The sequence below is a fragment of the Shewanella sp. BJSY2023SW001 genome, assembly GCF_047314685.1.
Classification (GTDB): domain Bacteria; phylum Pseudomonadota; class Gammaproteobacteria; order Enterobacterales; family Shewanellaceae; genus Shewanella; species Shewanella indica.
Genome location: NZ_JBKORF010000082.1, coordinates 59,966 through 77,124, shown reverse-complemented (window position 1 = coordinate 77,124; position 17,159 = coordinate 59,966). Strand labels below are relative to the sequence as shown.

The following is a 17,159-nucleotide window of genomic DNA, read 5'->3' as shown; positions in this document are numbered from 1 at the left end:
CAAATATAACAATTAAGATTATATGACCTGAGGACAATGGCATGAGAATCACTCATACACTACAAGGAATAGCCTTGCTCGCGGCCCTTTCCAGTACCAGCGTGCTGGCCGATGGCATTCGTGCCAGCCTGGAGATGAGCCAGCAGAGCTATAAGGCCAGTGATAACGTGTTGGTCACTGTGACCCTGACCAATGACGCCAACCAGCCGGTAAAACTGCTCAAGTGGTACACAGCCGCTGATGGAGTGGAAGAATCCCTGTTCAAAGTCAATGCCGATGGCCTTGAGCGCCACTATCTGGGCGCCCATTTCAAACGCCCGGCGCCCGGCAAGCAGGACTATATCAAGCTCAAATCCGGTGAGAGTGTGTCCTATCAGGTAGAGTTGTCCTCACTTTACGACATGAGCAGCAGTGGCAACTACGAGATAAGCTATGATGTCAGTTCGTTGCAACTCTTCTCCCCCAACCCGGGCCAACAAAAGAAGCTGGCCCGCTTAGGGATAGAAGGGATACATTCAGATCCGGTCAGCTTCTATGTGGAAGGCCGTGAATTCAAGTCCGGCGTCAACAAGGGTAAACCCGGCAGTGGCGATGGCAACGCGGCGCCTGACGGTATCAGCTTTACCGGCCGTTGCAGCAATTCCCAACAGAGCGATATTCTGGCGGGACTGGACGCCGCCCGTACCATGGCGGCCGACAGCAAGCAATACCTCGCGAGCAACAACAACCCTTCAAGCTCGGTGCGTTATGCCACCTGGTTTGGCAGCTACAACAGCAGCCGCTGGAATAGCGTCAGCAGTAACTTCAGTGCCATAGACTCGGCCTTGAACAATCAGCCACTCACCTTCGATTGCAGCTGTAAGAAGAGTTATTACGCCTACGTTTACCCGACTCAACCCTACAAGATCTACATGTGTAACGCCTTCTGGAGCGCACCGGTATCGGGCACCGACTCCAAGGGCGGCACCATAGTCCATGAAATGAGCCACTTCAATGTGGTGGCGGGAACCGATGACATTGTCTACGGCCAAAGTGGCGCCAAATCGCTGGCCCTGAGTAACCCGGCCCAGGCGATTCAAAACGCCGACAGTCACGAATACTTTGCTGAAAATACTCCCTTTCAAAATTAAGGAAGCTACAGCAGATTAGTTTACCTTTCGTGGGCCGGTTCCCCCGGCCCACCTCCCTGTTACCTTGTGAGCTTGGGCGGACGGAACTGCCCCTTTTTTCCTCATAGTCTCAGAGCCATCCCATAACGGCCATCAAGCACTTGCAAGCCTTTCGCCTTTAAGCCAATGTAAGGCGCAGCCTTTATGATGAGAATCTATTGATGAAGTTGAAATATCCTTGTGCCTTGGTCGCCCTTTTTCCGCTATCGGCCATTGCCGCACAACCCGAGGGTTTAATGGCCGGGGTGTTTACCATACTGGTGCTGGGTGGTTTTACTCTGGTTAACCTGCTACTGCAGCTGGTTTTTTACTTCAACGGCCAATATAGCCGCCCAGGGTTTGTCCGCAGCCATATCTATTGGGCCTTGCCCATTCCGCTCATGACCCTGTTACTTGTCCTCTGGGATCATGCCTCTGTTGCCGATCTCAGTATGAACTTCGGTCTGGTGTTGATAGCCGTGGCACTGGCGTTATTGCCACTGCAACTGAAAAACTCGGCCAAAGTCGCCGGGCCTCAGGCCGGTTGGCGCTTGCTGGCAACCTCTGCCTTATTGTTGCTGCTGGCCAATATCATCTGGCCACTGACTATCCCGGCGATGCTTATCGCCTGGAGTGCTAGCGATTGGCAACAGCGTAAAGAAAACGGCTTTAAGTTCAGCCGGATAGTGTTAATACTGGCGGCGCTGGGGCTGACATTGTATGAAGGCTTTCAGGCCTGGCAACACTTTTTCGGTGCCTGATTTTCGAAGCCTGATTTTCGGAGCCAAGTTTTCGAAGCCTAAGTAGGGTCTGATATCCATCAAAAACCAGGAAATATAATGAAAACTGCCGCTCTGCCCAGTGATTTTCCGCTACTCGATGAGGTGCGAGCCTGCACCCTGTGCCGGGATAAACTGCCATTGCTGCCCAAGCCGATACTGCAGGCCCACCCTGACGCCAGGATTTTAATCGCGGGGCAAGCGCCCGGCAGGATAACCCATGAGCGTGGCCTGCCCTTTGACGATGCCAGCGGCGACCGACTAAGGCAGTGGCTGGGGGTGAGCCGCGAGCAGTTTTATGACCCCAGGCTGTTTGCCGTCATTCCCATGGGATTTTGCTATCCGGGAACGGTTGAAAAACAGGGGCGCAAACAGGGTGATATGCCGCCGCGGCCAGAATGCTCAGCCACCTGGCACCCAAGGCTTTTTGCCGCCCTGCCCAATATCGAGCTGACACTGATCCTCGGCAAATACGCCATGGCCTGGCACCTCAAGGGCAGTCCACTGGCCAAGGCGCCTGTCAGTACCGCCGTGGCAGAAGCTGACTCGCTGTGGCCGACAAAACTGGTGCTGCCTCACCCGAGTCCGCGTAATCGCCTCTGGTTTAAACAGCACCCGGAATTTGAGCAAAACCTGTTACCCAGGCTCAGGCAGAGAGTCGCCGAGTTATTAGCACATTAGGGTCTGTTGACCCTTGAAGATGGTTTTTGCAGCTTTTGTCGTTTTTTATACCAAACAACGACAAATGCTACCCAAAGGGCTCGGCTAGACGCGCTTTACTCTTTGTTGCAAGGTATTTACCTAGGCCCCTAGGCTGCATACCTTGCGTCGCGATTAAAACGCGTCTAGTACGAGCAAAATTCAACCATGAAAGGTCAACAGACCCTAGAGGCTCGCATGTATTTTCTCGACGCCGCGACCGCGCAGCAGATAGTGGATCGCACCATGAATATCATCGACCACAATATCAATGTGATGAACAGTCAAGGGGTGATCCTCGGCTCCGGCGACAAGCAGCGACTCAACAGTGTCCATGAAGGCGCCCTTCTGGCCATAGCCCAAAACCGCACTGTGGTGATAGATGAAGGCAGTCGCCACAGCCTGCACGGCGTCAAACCCGGGATCAACCTGCCGCTGCACTACCACGGCAAGATAATCGGCGTTGTCGGCATTACCGGTAATCCGGCAGAGCTGCTGCACTATGGTGAGCTGTTGAAAATGACCGCCGAAATGATGGTCGAGCAAGCCAACTCCCTCGAGCTGGATCTCTGGCATAAACGCCAGCGGGAAGAGTTTATTCTGCAACTGCTGAAACGTGACAGTTATAGCGAAAGCGATTTTTGTGCCTGGGCCGCCCAGCTGCAGATAGATCTGCAAAAACCCAGAGTTGCCGCCGTGATAGAACTCGCCAAAGGCGAAAGCAAGGCCACTGATCTCAAGGAAATCCAGCGTTTACTCGAGTATCCGCAAAGGGACAACCTGGTGGCCATGACCGCCATGGATCAGTTGGTGATCCTCAAACCCGCCTTTCTCGATGGTCGTAGCTGGGATCCGGCGCTTGAGGATCTGCGAATCGAGAAACTGCTTGCCCGTTTGCCGGCCGACACCCAAGGCCGACTCAAAATCGCGCTGGGGCATTTTTTTCCCGGTGAAGGCGGTATTCGGCGTTCATATCAAACTGCGCTGGAAACCCTGAAATTAGGGAAAAAGCGCGCGCCGGAAAAGACCAAGTACCTCTATCAGGATCACGCGCTGGCAGTATTGTTGTCCGGGCTGGTTAATAGCTGGCGCGGTCAGGAGCTGGCAGCGCCCTTTCGCAAACTGCAGCAGCATGACAAAAAGGGGCTGTTGCTGCGTACACTGAGCGCCTATCTGCAACACTTCGGTGACCAGCAACAATGTGCCAAGGCATTGTTTATTCACCGTAATACCCTGAGGTATCGTCTGGAACGTATCAGTGAGATCACCGGCATAGAGCTGCAAAGCCTGGATGGATTACTGCAACTCTACCTGGGAGAGGTCCTCAGTCGCCTGGAACACAAATAATTGTGCATACGCACAAAAAACTAACCACTTTCAGGGGGGAATTCCGTATTTTCCCCTAAAGCCATCACGGCGCGGCAACTGGGATAATAATCGCCAGCCCGCCTTCGCGCCGGCGCCCCAACCCCTACATAAATAACGACCCAATAAGGGACACTTATGAGCCTGGTACTAGTACTATTGGCGGTGATCATCTTTATTGTCATCGCCACCTCAACATTTAAACTACACCCCTTTTTGACGCTGCTGCTGGCGTCATTTATCGCCGCCTTCGGATTCGGCCTGCCCGCCGGGGAAATCGCCAAAACCATCAGTGGTGGTTTTGGAGGTATTCTTGGTTATATAGGACTGGTGATAGTCCTGGGAACTATCATAGGCACAGTGCTGGAAAAGAGCGGCGCGGCCATCACCATGGCCGATGTGGTCATTAAGGTGCTCGGGCAGCGCTTCCCGACTCTGACCATGTCCATCATAGGTTATATCGTTTCCATCCCAGTGTTTTGTGACTCAGGCTTTGTGATCCTCAACAGCCTGAAACAGTCTCTGGCCAATAGAATGCAGGTTTCCAGCGTTGCCATGAGCGTCGCCCTGGCCACCGGCCTCTATGCTACCCACACCTTTGTGCCGCCTACTCCCGGCCCGATTGCCGCCGCCGGTAACCTGCAACTGGAAGCCAGCCTGGGGCTGGTGATTGCAGTAGGCATTCTGGTTTCTGCCGTTGCCGCCTTCGCAGGTTTGCTCTGGGCCAACCGCTTTATGAACACTGAGCCGGATGGCGAAGGCGCCGAAGAGCTCAAGGCTTCTGCCGAAGAATTTGAAACACTCAAGGCTGCTTATGGCAAGCTGCCAAGCCCCTTGGCGGCGTTCTCACCTATTTTTGTTCCTATTTTGCTGATCTGCCTTGGTTCTATCGCCGCCTTCCCTTCCAAGCCCATGGGTGAAGGCATGCTGTTCAGCCTGTTCCATTTCCTCGGCCAACCACTCAATGCCTTGATGATAGGCTTGGGGCTGTCACTCTTGCTGCTCAAGGGCGACAACAAGGTCAAAGAGTTTTCCGAGCGTATCTCACAGGGCCTGGCCGTTGCCGCCCCCATACTGCTGATTACCGGTGCCGGCGGCGCTTTTGGCGCTGTAATCAAAGCCACGCCTATCGGTGACTTTATCGGTACTTCACTGTCGGCTCTGGGTATAGGTATCTTTATGCCCTTCCTGGTGGCGGCGGCACTGAAGTCGGCTCAAGGCTCCTCCACAGTGGCGCTGGTAGCCACTTCGGCTCTGGTGGCTCCCATGTTGGGTGATATCGGCCTTGGCAGCGAAATGGGCCGGGTGCTGACCGTCATGGCCATAGGCGCCGGAGCCATGACAGTGTCCCACGCCAACGACAGCTTCTTCTGGGTAGTCACTCAGTTTAGCCGTATGAGCGTAGCCCAGGCCTACCGGGCTCAGACTATGGCGACCCTAATTCAGGGGATCACCGCCATCATCTTCGTCTGGCTGCTTAGCCTGGTTCTGCTCTAAACTCTTCCCTTGCTGCTGCCGGTTTCACCGGCAGCCCGTTGTACAGGAAATCAGATGAAAATAGTGATAGCACCGGATTCCTTCAAGGAAAGCCTGAGCGCCCTCGAAGTAGCCAATGAAATTGAAGCAGGCTTTAAACTCAGGCTGCCGGATGCCGAGTACCTCAAAGTGCCGGTGGCCGACGGCGGCGAAGGCACAGTGCAATCTATGGTCGATGCGACCAACGGTCACCTGGTCGAGCTTGAAGTCTGTGGCCCACTCGGACAAGCTGTGAAGGCCCATTACGGTATTCTGGGTACAGAAGGCACTCATGGCGCCAGAACTGCAGTTATCGAAATGGCGGCCGCCTCCGGGCTGCATCATGTCAGCCCGGCGCTTCGCAATCCAAGGCTGACCACAAGTTACGGCACCGGCGAGCTGATTATCGATGCCATAGAGCGTGGCATTCGCCACTTCATCATCGGCCTTGGCGGCAGTGCCACCAATGATGGCGGCGCCGGTATGGCCAAGGCGCTGGGCGCTAAACTATTGGATAGTGCCGGGCTGGAGATAGGCCCGGGGGGGGCGGCACTCGCGGCCTTGGCAACACTTGACTGCAGCCAACTGCATCCGGCGCTCACTGACTGCCATTTTGAAGTGGCCTGTGATGTGGACAACCCTTTATGTGGCGAGCGCGGCGCTTCGGCGGTATTCGGGCCGCAAAAGGGAGCCACTGAGGAAATGGTCGCCGAGCTTGACGCTGCCCTTGGCCACTTTGCCGATATTCTGGTTCAGAGCGGCTTTGAAGATAAGCGCCTGCAAAGTGGTGCCGGCGCCGCCGGTGGCATGGGACTTGGGGTGATGGCATTTCTGGACGCAGAGCTGCGCCCCGGTATCGACATAGTCATGCAGGCTGTCAGACTTGATGCCAAACTTGAAGGCGCCGCACTGGTTATCACCGGCGAGGGACGCATTGATGGACAAACCATCTATGGCAAGACACCCATGGGAGTTTTGCGCCTGGCAAAGGCGCGCAACATTCCCGTGATTGGTATTGCCGGCTGTCTGGGCGCGGGTTCAGAGCTGGTGCTGGAGCAGGGAATGAGCGCCATTTTTGATATCATTCCCTCGGCCTGCAACTTGCCCAAGGCGCTGGCCGAAGCCAGAGCCAATCTGCAGCGCACCTCAAGCAATATCGCCGCTCTGCTGGCTCTGCAACTGAATAACGCCAATTGATTTTTCGCGGGTCAACCTCCTTGGCCCGCTGCTTTTTCGCTTCAGTTTCAACTTGTCTGACCGCAATCCTTGCAGTAAAGTGAGCTGCCATTTCAAGACCTGTGCAGACACAGGCAGATACAGTGTGAGACCAAAGCCCAATGACCGCCAGCAAACAACGCCAGGCCACCGCCTCAGAAAACTCTCTGATGCGTATCTTTACCGTGCCCGAAGCACCGGAATCGACCCTGAGCCGCATAGAGCAGGCATTGTCTGAAGATCTCGCCGGTTTCCTGACCCAAAATATTGCCGCGCTGGAAAAGCCCCTGAGTGAAATCGAAAAGGATTTCCAGGCCTTTGAAATCCCGCGTCAACCCAGATTTGTTTCTGACTACACTGAAGAGATGATGCAGAATTTGGTGGCGCATTCAGTACACACCGCCGCCCCCAGCTTTATCGGCCATATGACATCGGCGCTGCCCTACTTCGTGTTGCCCTTGTCGAAAATGATGGTGGGCCTGAATCAGAATCTGGTCAAAATCGAAACCTCCAAGGCCTTCACTCCCCTGGAGCGGCAGGTGCTGGGGATGATGCATCACCTCATTTATGGCCAAACCACCGACTTCTACCACCAGTGGATGCACAGCGCCAATCATGCTCTGGGAGCTTTCTGCTCCGGCGGCACTGTGGCCAATATCACCGCCCTGTGGATTGCCCGTAACCAACTGCTCAAGGCTGACGGTGAATTTCGCGGTATCAATCGCGAAGGCTTGGGCGCGGCGCTCTGCCACTACGGTTGGAAGAGCCTGGCGATACTGGTGTCCGAGCGCGGCCATTACTCCCTGGGCAAAGCTGCCGATCTGTTGGGCATTGGCCGGGATAACATAGTTTCAATCGCGACCGATGCCAACAATAAGGTCGATGTCAACGCCATGCGCGAGGCGGCCACCAAGCTGGCCCAACAGGGCATCCGAGTCATGGCGATAGTCGGCGTCGCCGGCACCACAGAAACCGGTAATATAGACCCTCTGCCTGAGCTGGCCGAGTTGGCAACCGAGCTCAATTGCCACTTTCATGTTGATGCCGCCTGGGGCGGAGCCAGCTTGTTATCCAGCAAATATCGCCATCTGCTCAAAGGGATAGAACTGGCAGACTCAGTGACCATAGATGCCCATAAACAGATGTATGTTCCTATGGGTGCCGGTATGGTGCTGTTCAAACAGCCTGAACTGGCGCGGGCGATAGTGCATCATGCCGAATATATTTTGCGTAAAGGTTCCAAGGATTTGGGCAGCCAGACTCTGGAAGGTTCCCGTCCCGGAATGGCCATGCTGGTGCATGCCTGCATGCAGATAATCGGCAAGGAAGGCTATGAAATACTGATCAATAATTCGCTGGAAAAGGCCCGTTTCTTTGCCGGCTTGATTGAGCAACACAGCGAATTTGAACTGGTGAGTGCGCCCGAGTTGTGTCTGCTCACCTACCGTTGGTGCCCCTCTTGGGCACAAACCGCTCTGAACCGGCAATTGGCCCAGGGTAATCTTGAAAAGGTCAAAGAGATCAATGGCATTCTTGATGACCTGACTCGTGCCATTCAGAAGAAACAACGTGAACAAGGCAAATCTTTTGTGTCCCGCACCCGGATCCAACCCGCCCGTTATCACAGAGAAACCGTGACTGTATTCCGGGTGGTGCTGGCCAACCCGCTGACCACAGACACCATACTGGCAGATGTATTAAACGAACAAACTGAGCTGGCAGCTTCTGAAACCGGGCTACTTCAAGTACTAAAACAAGCTTGCAACTGAACATTTATTGAGGGCGGTGCCGAGTCACGCCCTGCATGCCGTTTTCCCGCCCCCGTACACTTTTGAGCAGCCCCACTATCATATCGGTGGCATTCAAGGGCGCATCTACGGAAAGTCCTTGATCTCTATCTTGCCACTCTGGGTTGACTTGAAAACTGCCGCTTAAATGAACACAGGCAATAAACTCTTTACTCTTCTAAAAATAAACATGTTTACTGCAAGTGCACTCATCTAAGGAAGGTGCGAACAAGTCCCATGTGTGCTATGCGTCGGCTTACGGGCCTGGATGCAAGGCGTGGTTCGCAGCAAATGGCCCTAGTCCTTTGCAAGAAGTTCAACATAGCAGACAGGTCTGTAAGCCACACCTGGATTGCCCACTGCTTATATTTCACCTTCTCATACCACGGGCTTTCTCAGGCTCCACTCAATCAACTTGGCTCTGATCAACCGTTGCGAAAACTGCTGCGGATCAAGCACCCAATTGGTGGCAATTTCCCGAACGTTCGCGTCATCCGGATAACATCCCCCTGTAGACAAGCCATTAATATAACAATGTTTAGCGGCTTGTACCTCTGCCTCCGTGGGTTCACCCGCCGAGATGTAGCTTTGGTCATATTCATAAAGCCCGTCATGATACACGGCATATTTTCTTGTTACCTGACCGTCTTCCGCCATAAACCAAAAATTGTATATACCTCCCTGATGGTCACCGAAGCCATAAGTTTTTCCAAATCTCTGGCTTAACCTAGCGGCGAACTCTGAAAGGTTGCGTAGGCATTCATCCAGCATTTCCATACTGTCCCTGAGGCCATACTGGCGAAACGGCAAGCCCCAACCACCAAGGTAGATAAGCCCATCAAGATCCGCGACAACCAGATGTGAAGTTTTCCAGATAAGCTTCAGATCGCCTGCAGAACCAAAATCGCTGATGGACCTGATATCCGCCTCTCCCTTTAGCTGGTCAACGATTCCATCCAGATCTGTGCTTTCTACGACCAACCAAATCATATTGCGATACATCGAAACACTCATTTTTATTCCCTTAAATATCTGAAGGTTTGAAAATTCAGTAGTCCACGGACTTTAGTGACTCAACAATGGGCCGGAACAGTAACAAAACCAAGAGACAAAACAAAGGGACAAAACAAAGAGATTAAAACCGAGATATTAAAATTGATCCCCCCATAACTCTTGGTAGATTGCAGGCCGGAGTGCCACGATGAATTCAAAAAAAGTGCCTGATTTTTCCATCAGGCACTTGGGTCGCTTATCAGAGAGTTATCTGTTCCCTTAATGAATAACCACGGGAATACTGGGCAGGATGGTAGAGACTCCATTAGGGGTGGTGATTTCAATCAGCAGACTTCCGGCATCGGCTTGGTCGGCACCTTTCACCATCACACTATACTCCAATGCGCTATTTTGATTGGTTGAGAGTACAGTAAAGTTACCCTTACTCGCCAAACTACCTGCTGAGGTGCTGAAAGTGATACTCGTCCCGGATGGCAAGGGTTGATTATGAAGATCCCCGACAATGATTGATACCGCGCCAACGGATTTACCTATGATATCCAAGGTCTGGTTGTCATTGAGGCCGTCACAAACATCCACTTGGTTCTTATCATCAGTACAGCTATCCGTAATTTCAGGAGTTGAAGCAACCGGGTCACTACCCGACATCACCAATACAATAGAAGCCCTGACATTGAGCGACTTGTCGGTTGCTGAGCACCCTTCGTGAGGATTATTACTGTCATCAAGCCGGCAAAGACTACCGTTATAGACGCCATCCGCCCCATCAAAGCTACCGCTATTATTAAAGTCCACAAAAGTCTCTAACTCTCCACCGGTTAGCGCTCTGTCATACATATCATCTTCATTATGGTCGACGAAGGCTTCCGATAAATCAAAGGGACGGCCGGAAACATCTGGTTTACTCTTGAAGTCGTTCCATTCATCAAGGTCGAATCGTCCATTACCATTGAGATCCGGGAACGACTCTTCTCCAATTGCCGTGGCCAAAATAGTTACCCGTCCGCCATAGGGTTGACCAAGGTTATCCAGGGAGGGTTGTTCTCCCCCCCCAAGGGTGTTGCCTGTAGGGCGAGGGTTTTGGCTGGTCCAGGTCACGGTACAAGCACCGGCTGCTGTTGTGCATGAAGACTCAATGACGCCACCTTCTGTGGTAAAGCTAACTGCAGTGCCATCCGGAACCGGGTTGTTGAAAGCATCTGCCAACCTGGCAGTCACTTTGACTTCAACGCCATCATAATTCCAACCTTCCGGGTTATAGTTATCAGCAGAAAGAGAGAAGGAATCCTGATCCGGAAGGCCGGTCGAAATCACCAATTGGCTGGACTGGGACGAAATCAATGGCAAACTGCCATCCACTTCAGCGGTTACCCTGACTGAAGTCGATACGGTTCCTGAATTAATCACAGTTTGGGCTATCCCTTGTGCATTAGTCGTCGCGAAAACAGGATCTATCTCTATACCACCGACGTCTGTATTGAGGGAAAAATTAACTCTTTGATTACTTACAGGATTGTTGTTCTTATCCAGCACTTTAAATCTAACAGTTGACGATTCCGCACCACCCGTGCCTTTTAAGCGGATAGTTTGCGGAGTCGCATCCATGAAAAAGATACTGCCCACACTCGCCGGTAACACATTGACCACAGCTTTGGCCGTCAGTGATTTGCCTCCGACATTAGCACTGATATTGATAGTATCATCACCGACACAGCCTTTGGCGAGATAAGTGCTGGTAGCGACACCATTAACTGCAATAACAGGTGAACTGATTTCCGCTTCCAAAGGCGTTTTACCGGCACAGACTGAAGTAAACATAACTTCGGCAGGCTCGACAAAAGGATTACCGTTATCATCCTGCAATGTCACGCTGACACTCGCTGTACCACCAGCAGAGACAACGGCTGGTGCCACAGCTGCCACCCCATCCTGAAATGGCGAGCCGCTGCCCATAAACACATTGGTTGCACCGACTTTAAATACCAGGGATGTCTCTTCACCGGACAGTAAAGTCGCGGTTGCAATCCCGGCTCCAGGCTGAGTACCGGCCAAGATCTGAACATAGGCCTTACCATTATCTGTGGCCGCCGTATCTATGGGGATTTCCCCCCTGTCACTGGTAAACTTGACAATGGTCTGTTTGGAAATCCCGGTGACATTGGCCACCAAATAGCCCGGCGTTAATGAGGTGATCGCTTCCAAAGGGATTGTACTGTCAGGATTAGCAACAAGCACCAAGGATATCTGAGCTCCCCCGGTATCGACGCCACCATCACCTTTGGTATTGAATGAGACTTGAGCTTCAGCACCATCGCCACTGCCAGGAGTATACCGGGCTGTTACAGTCCCCGAACCCAACTTATCGCCGGGCAAGAGATCTATTCGCACCACACCTTGTGCATCCGAAACCCCACTGTCGGAAGCCAATACACCTTGACCTTCAACGGAGAAGACAATTCTTCCGCCCTGGAATGGCACAGCGTTTTTGCTCAACGTAGCAACCAGTTTCCCCGGTACGGCATTGGAGACTTCCGATAAAGGATCACCATTGGCATCGGTTAACTTGAGACTGATGGTATAAGTATCTGTAGGCAGAGTCGGCGTTGTGCCATCTCCACCGTCGGAAATACTGCCACCCCCACCACAGGCAAATAAAAGAAAACTACATATTAGAGTGAAGCAAAACTTAAACGCTGACTTCATTGTCAGACTCCCCATTACTCAATAATCACAAATTACATTCATCTGTATTACTTATAGAGCAACATTGTATAATTTTCAGTAAACATTTCCACAACATGTGAGCATAGCTGGCAATTATCAATATCAATATTTAACCTGCATGCCATTTCCTCAAGAGAGCTTTCTTGCTAGGCTTTAGTGCGCCAAATTACAAAAGTACAAGAATTAAACAGGAAAATTTATGGCATTCACTCCAACCAAGAAAATGGGCCTGACAGGTAAGATCCTTATTGGCATGGCAGCCGGTATCATTGTCGGTCTTCTTCTGAGAGCTTTTTTCCCCGCTGGTGAGCTGGATTCACCTCAAGTCCAGCAAGATCCCTATTTCATCTTTGTGCGGGATTACATCACCGAAGGCTTTCTTAATGTCGTCGGTACTATCTTCATTTCCAGCTTGAAAATGCTGGTAGTGCCCTTGGTCTTTATTTCTCTGGTTTGCGGTACCAGCTCACTCAGTGATCCCTCAAAACTGGGGCGTTTGGGTGGCAAAACCATCGCTTTCTACCTTTTTACCACCGCTATAGCTCTAACACTGTCAATTATGGCGGCAGTGATGATCCATCCCGGCCACAGCAGCATGTCTACCGCAGGCAACAGTTTTGAAGCCAAAGATGCTCCCAGCCTGGCGGAAGTATTGATTAACATAGTACCCACCAACCCGATGCAGGCGATGAGCGAAGGCAATATGCTGCAGATCATTATCTTTGCGGTGATCTTTGGTTTTGCCATCTCTCATGTGGGCGACAAAGGCAAGCGGGTTGCGGCGCTGTTTGAAGACCTCAATGAAGTCATCATGAAAGTGGTGACCCTAATCATGCATCTAGCGCCTTACGGGGTATTTGCCCTTATGGGTAAACTGGCACTGACACTCGGCGTAGAAACTTTCGGTAGTGTGGTCGCTTACTTCTTTGTGGTACTGGGTGTACTGCTGGTCCATGCTTTTGTCACTTATCCTATTCTGCTCAATCTACTGTCAGGACTGAATCCGTTCACCTTTATCCGTAAGATGCGCGACGTGCAGCTGTTTGCCTTCAGTACTGCCAGTTCCAACGCCACTCTGCCGGTCACTATCGAGACGGCCGAGCATCGCCTGGGCGTCGATAACAAGATAGCCTCGTTCACCTTACCCTTGGGCGCTACCATCAATATGGATGGCACAGCCATCATGCAGGGAGTGGCAACGGTATTTATCGCTCAGGTTTACGGTATCGACCTAACGATTACCGACTATATTACCGTGGTTGTCACGGCCACCCTGGCCTCTATCGGCACAGCCGGGGTACCGGGAGTGGGTCTGGTGATGCTGGCCATGGTGCTCAATCAAGTAGGCTTGCCGGTAGATGGTATAGCACTGATTATCGGGGTCGATAGATTGCTGGATATGGTCCGCACCGCGGTGAACGTCACAGGTGATACTGTCGCAACCGTGGTGATCGCCAAGTCGGAAAATGAGTTCAATGAAGAAACCTTCAACGACCCAAAAGCCGGTAAAACCAATGTCAGCTTCCATAAGGAACACCATACTCCCATGTAAGGAGTAAGCTGAATTCGCTGAAAGCAAAATTCAAAGAGGGCGTCCATTCGGACGCCCTCTTCTATATTAACGGATTTGATTTAACCCATCGAGATAAGCGGAGCCAAACTTAACGCTCCCAGTAGGCTTCTTCCAGGCTATCTTCCCGCTCGGGTAACCCCCTTGATAGGCGCGGACTATGCTGAGCCAACACTTCATAAGCGACCCGGTTGGCATACTTACAGATCTGTGAAAATGAGGAATAACACAAGCCATCGCGCTTATGCTTACTGGAGCCCGGTACATTGGTCTTGTGGAAAGTATTGGCTGCCAAGTCATGCAGGAGTGCAGACAGAGCACCATCACCGGCGCCGTTGGTATTGTGAATTTTCTCCGGCCCGCCCATGTAAGGCGAAATATGGGCATATACCTTGATGGGTTTATCACAATCATTTTTCAATTTCGGACGGGAGAACTCATAACGATTGAATTCAGGAATAGCGCCGGGCAGCAGAGTATGGGCCGTCTCGCGTTTCTCGGCGTCATCGGTATAACCTGCGGTGTAAAGTCCCGAAGCACCCGCAGTCGTCAACACCATGTCACACCATTCAAGTGCCGCTTCACTGGCCAGTAAAGGATCGGCAAATCCGGTCAACGCCTCACCTTCATCTTCATTCATTGCCAGCACAGTCACATGTTGGCGAATAAAATCCTGCCACCATTTGGGATCTTCGGCAATCAGGAAACGGGTTCCCAAGGTCAGTACCACAGGTACTTCGGCTTCCTGGGCGTAGCGAATGGCTGTCAGCGCCGCTTCACCTATCTGATCGCCATCACTGGCCCGCATCAGATAAGCGGTCAACACCAAAGCAGAACTGCCCTGGATCACTTCTTTATCGATAAACTCCGGGCTTAACTTGTCCATTGAGCCCTTGCTGATGGCAAAAGTACGCTCACCGTCATCGGAGATCAGGGTAAAGCAGCGACCTATCGGACCTTCAACCGGCTGTAAGTAGTTAAGATCCACCTTGGACGAAGTGTTGCACAAATAGCGGTAGGCATAACTACCTACTTCAATATGCTTGCTCATCACACCAAAGAGCACAGATCTGTCATCGGCCAGAATTGAGTAGTTGTGAATGGTATTACCGATAGTGCCGCCGGCAAACTCATCGCTGACCAACTCACGGCTTTTGAGCTCATGATACAGCTGGTGGGCACTGGCATCATCAATCAGAGTCGAGTTGCCTTTGGGTAAGTTGTAACGCTGCAGCAGTTCATCTTCGACCTTGGCTTCGATATCCACCAAAGTTTGATCTATACCTGAAATCCAGGTACTGAAAGGTTGTGGCTGCTGAGTCAACTGCGCCAGCAAAGGATCACGGGTTTTGACCGGAAAATAGTGTTTGGATTTACGCTGACCGGGAAATTTCATATTGGGCTCTCATTTTCATCGTCCCTGAGTAGTGTACCGTTTGGGTACACTTTCCTGATAATGATCTTAAGTCAGGCTGACGGAGCTGCCAGCGACCACTTTAAATGGCGGCAGATTCTATCACAAATCCACCGCCACACCAGTGTACGCTAACGGGCTTGATACCAATTTTCAGTGTGAAACTTCACCAACTCGGCCAAAAAACACATATGAGCCGATTGCGCATTGAGACAAGGGATAAATTGATATTGTTTCCCACCGGCTTCAAGAAAGCTTTCGCGGCCTCCTTGAGCTATCTCTTCCAGTGTTTCCAGGCAGTCGGCGGCAAAGGCGGGACTCATAATATCGACCGAATGAACCCCCTGTCCCGGCAAAGATTCGAGCAGCTCATCGGTATAGGGCGTTAGCCAAGGCTCCTTGCCAAAACGGGATTGGAAGCACAGCTGCCATTCACCTTCCCCCAGGCCAAGCTCGGTGGCCAACAACTTAGCCGTGGTTTCACATTGACTACGATAAGGATCCCCCTCCTTAATGTAACGCTCGGGCACCCCATGAAACGACATCAGCAGCCTTTGTCCCCGCCCTTCTCGCTGCCAATGGGTACGAACACTATCGGCCAGGGCCTGAATATAACCTGGCTTGTCGTGGTAATCGCGCACAAACCTCAGTTCAGGCAGATTACGCTCCATTTTCAACGCCGCGGCAACACCATCAAACACACTGGCCACAGTGGAGCAGGAATATTGAGGATAAAGAGGCAACACCAAAACCTTATCAACACCGGCATCTTTCAATGCCGTTAGGCCATCACTCAAAGATGGGCAGCCATAGCTCATCCCCAGCTCAACAGGAATATGACAGCCAACTTGCTCCCGAAGCAAATCTGCCAGAGCTTGTCTCTGCTGTTTACTGACCACCATTAAAGGTGATCCTTCCGCCTGCCAAATAGATTGATACAACTTGGCGACTTTCGCCGGACGGGTATTGAGAATAATACCTTGTAACAGGGGTTGCCACAGCCAAGGGGACAGATCCACCACACGTTGATCGCTGAGGAACTGTTTCAAAAAAGTACGTACTGCCGCTTTGGTTGGCGCAGCGGGAGTACCCAAGTTAACCAAAAGCACACCGAATGGAGGACGGGTATCCTGCACTGTATTATTCCTGTTCCGAGAGAGATGGCGCCAAGTTAACACCGCTAAAACCATAAAAAAAGCCCGCAATTGCGGGCTTTTTTCGATTATGAGAACCGGTTCTGATAATTAATCAGCCCAGCGCCTTCACAATGGCTTCGCTGACGGAAGCAACGCTTTGGGTACCGTCGAATTTACTGTACTTGGTATCACCCTTGGCCGCCATGGCACCATAGTAATCCACCAGCGGCATGGTCTGTTCGTGATAGATGCCCAGGCGCTTGCGTACTGTGCTCTCTTCATCATCCGGGCGGATAACCAGTTCTTCACCTGTTACATCATCCTTGCCGTCTTCTTTTGGCGGATTGAAGACCACATGGTAAACCCGGCCAGAACCAGGATGCACCCGGCGACCGCTCATACGTTTAACGATTTCTTCGTCCGGTACATCAATCTCAATCACATGATCAACATGGATACCGTTAGCCACCATGGCATCAGCTTGTGGAATAGTGCGTGGGAAACCATCCAGCAGGAATCCCTTGGCGCAGTCGTCCTGAGTAATGCGCTCTTTAACCAGACCTATGATCAGCTCATCTGAAACCAATTGTCCGGCGTCCATCACCTTCTTGGCTTCCAGTCCCAAAGGCGTACCGGCCTTTACGGCTGCACGCAGCATATCGCCGGTTGAGATCTGTGGAATGCCATACTTTTCCATGATGAACTGAGCCTGGGTACCTTTACCGGCACCAGGGGCGCCCAATAGGATAATGCGCATATCAAGAGTCCTCTTTTCGCATTGATATTCTTGTTA

The 17,159-nt window shown here is 51.9% G+C and carries 13 protein-coding genes; 8 read left to right on the top strand and 5 right to left on the bottom strand.

All coding sequences use genetic code 11. From position 1 onward, the window contains the following. Positions 1 to 41 precede the first annotated feature (41 nt). The 7 genes from ACMHXH_RS19055 (at position 42) to panP (ending at position 8,490) form a co-directional block, all read left to right on the top strand. Positions 42 to 1,130: a M35 family metallo-endopeptidase gene (locus tag ACMHXH_RS19055; RefSeq protein WP_226683864.1), complete on the top strand. Its 1,089-nt coding sequence runs from the start codon at positions 42 to 44 to the stop codon at positions 1,128 to 1,130. Positions 1,131 to 1,330: 200 nt separating this feature from the next. Further along, positions 1,331 to 1,909, top strand: a complete 579-nt coding sequence (locus ACMHXH_RS19050; protein WP_335912050.1) for a hypothetical protein — start codon at positions 1,331 to 1,333, stop codon at positions 1,907 to 1,909. Positions 1,910 to 1,987: 78 nt separating this feature from the next. Then, positions 1,988 to 2,608 (top strand): uracil-DNA glycosylase family protein, encoded by a 621-nt coding sequence (locus tag ACMHXH_RS19045; protein ID WP_144361129.1) that lies wholly within the window; start codon positions 1,988 to 1,990, stop codon positions 2,606 to 2,608. Between the two features lie 216 nt (positions 2,609 to 2,824). After that, positions 2,825 to 3,973, top strand: coding sequence for a sugar diacid recognition domain-containing protein (locus ACMHXH_RS19040; RefSeq protein WP_071476467.1), 1,149 nt, complete (start codon positions 2,825 to 2,827; stop codon positions 3,971 to 3,973). A gap of 156 nt (positions 3,974 to 4,129) precedes the next feature. Further along, positions 4,130 to 5,488, top strand: coding sequence for a GntP family permease (locus tag ACMHXH_RS19035; protein ID WP_039033868.1), 1,359 nt, complete (start codon positions 4,130 to 4,132; stop codon positions 5,486 to 5,488). Positions 5,489 to 5,542: 54 nt separating this feature from the next. Then, the gene (locus tag ACMHXH_RS19030) at positions 5,543 to 6,703 is read left to right on the top strand and encodes a glycerate kinase (protein ID WP_319619894.1); all 1,161 of its coding nucleotides are present in this window, start codon (positions 5,543 to 5,545) and stop codon (positions 6,701 to 6,703) included. Positions 6,704 to 6,843: 140 nt separating this feature from the next. Further along, on the top strand, positions 6,844 to 8,490 hold the full coding sequence (gene panP / locus ACMHXH_RS19025; RefSeq protein ID WP_335912047.1) for a pyridoxal-dependent aspartate 1-decarboxylase PanP: 1,647 nt from the start codon (positions 6,844 to 6,846) through the stop codon (positions 8,488 to 8,490). A gap of 396 nt (positions 8,491 to 8,886) precedes the next feature. Here panP and ACMHXH_RS19020 read toward each other — a convergent pair whose 3' ends face one another. Continuing rightward, positions 8,887 to 9,522 carry a hypothetical protein gene (locus ACMHXH_RS19020; RefSeq protein ID WP_335912045.1) on the bottom strand — a complete coding sequence of 212 codons (636 nt, stop codon included), beginning with the start codon at positions 9,520 to 9,522 and terminating at the stop codon, positions 8,887 to 8,889. Between the two features lie 258 nt (positions 9,523 to 9,780). Continuing rightward, a complete protein-coding gene (locus tag ACMHXH_RS19015; RefSeq protein ID WP_335912042.1) occupies positions 9,781 to 12,225 on the bottom strand; it encodes an Ig-like domain-containing protein in 2,445 nt (814 codons plus the stop codon). Positions 12,226 to 12,445: 220 nt separating this feature from the next. Here ACMHXH_RS19015 and ACMHXH_RS19010 point away from each other — a divergent pair, with 220 nt between their 5' ends. Continuing rightward, positions 12,446 to 13,798 carry a dicarboxylate/amino acid:cation symporter gene (locus tag ACMHXH_RS19010; protein WP_039033863.1) on the top strand — a complete coding sequence of 451 codons (1,353 nt, stop codon included), beginning with the start codon at positions 12,446 to 12,448 and terminating at the stop codon, positions 13,796 to 13,798. Positions 13,799 to 13,907: 109 nt separating this feature from the next. Here the strand turns inward: ACMHXH_RS19010 and ACMHXH_RS19005 are convergent, their stop codons facing one another. The 3 genes from ACMHXH_RS19005 to adk all read right to left on the bottom strand — a co-directional run bounded on the left by ACMHXH_RS19005 (position 13,908) and on the right by adk (position 17,123). Continuing rightward, positions 13,908 to 15,212 carry an inosine/guanosine kinase gene (locus ACMHXH_RS19005; protein WP_039033862.1) on the bottom strand — a complete coding sequence of 435 codons (1,305 nt, stop codon included), beginning with the start codon at positions 15,210 to 15,212 and terminating at the stop codon, positions 13,908 to 13,910. 149 nt (positions 15,213 to 15,361) lie between these two features. Beyond that, positions 15,362 to 16,366 carry a ferrochelatase gene (hemH, locus tag ACMHXH_RS19000; protein ID WP_335912038.1) on the bottom strand — a complete coding sequence of 335 codons (1,005 nt, stop codon included), beginning with the start codon at positions 16,364 to 16,366 and terminating at the stop codon, positions 15,362 to 15,364. 112 nt (positions 16,367 to 16,478) lie between these two features. Continuing rightward, positions 16,479 to 17,123: an adenylate kinase gene (gene adk, locus ACMHXH_RS18995; protein ID WP_039033860.1), complete on the bottom strand. Its 645-nt coding sequence runs from the start codon at positions 17,121 to 17,123 to the stop codon at positions 16,479 to 16,481. Positions 17,124 to 17,159: the final 36 nt, after the last annotated feature.

Excerpts from the sequence above, each read along its gene's own strand:
- ACMHXH_RS19015 (WP_335912042.1), bottom strand. The coding sequence starts at position 12,225 with ATGAAGTCAGCGTTTAAGTTTTGCTTCACTCTAATATGTAGTTTTCTT.
- ACMHXH_RS19010 (WP_039033863.1), top strand. The coding sequence starts at position 12,446 with ATGGCATTCACTCCAACCAAGAAAATGGGCCTGACAGGTAAGATCCTT.
- ACMHXH_RS19055 (WP_226683864.1), top strand. The coding sequence starts at position 42 with ATGAGAATCACTCATACACTACAAGGAATAGCCTTGCTCGCGGCCCTT.
- ACMHXH_RS19030 (WP_319619894.1), top strand. The coding sequence starts at position 5,543 with ATGAAAATAGTGATAGCACCGGATTCCTTCAAGGAAAGCCTGAGCGCC.
- ACMHXH_RS19050 (WP_335912050.1), top strand. The coding sequence starts at position 1,331 with ATGAAGTTGAAATATCCTTGTGCCTTGGTCGCCCTTTTTCCGCTATCG.
- ACMHXH_RS19045 (WP_144361129.1), top strand. The coding sequence starts at position 1,988 with ATGAAAACTGCCGCTCTGCCCAGTGATTTTCCGCTACTCGATGAGGTG.
- panP (WP_335912047.1), top strand. The coding sequence starts at position 6,844 with ATGACCGCCAGCAAACAACGCCAGGCCACCGCCTCAGAAAACTCTCTG.
- ACMHXH_RS19035 (WP_039033868.1), top strand. The coding sequence starts at position 4,130 with ATGAGCCTGGTACTAGTACTATTGGCGGTGATCATCTTTATTGTCATC.
- ACMHXH_RS19040 (WP_071476467.1), top strand. The coding sequence starts at position 2,825 with ATGTATTTTCTCGACGCCGCGACCGCGCAGCAGATAGTGGATCGCACC.
- adk (WP_039033860.1), bottom strand. The coding sequence starts at position 17,123 with ATGCGCATTATCCTATTGGGCGCCCCTGGTGCCGGTAAAGGTACCCAG.
- ACMHXH_RS19020 (WP_335912045.1), bottom strand. The coding sequence starts at position 9,522 with ATGAGTGTTTCGATGTATCGCAATATGATTTGGTTGGTCGTAGAAAGC.
- ACMHXH_RS19005 (WP_039033862.1), bottom strand. The coding sequence starts at position 15,212 with ATGAAATTTCCCGGTCAGCGTAAATCCAAACACTATTTTCCGGTCAAA.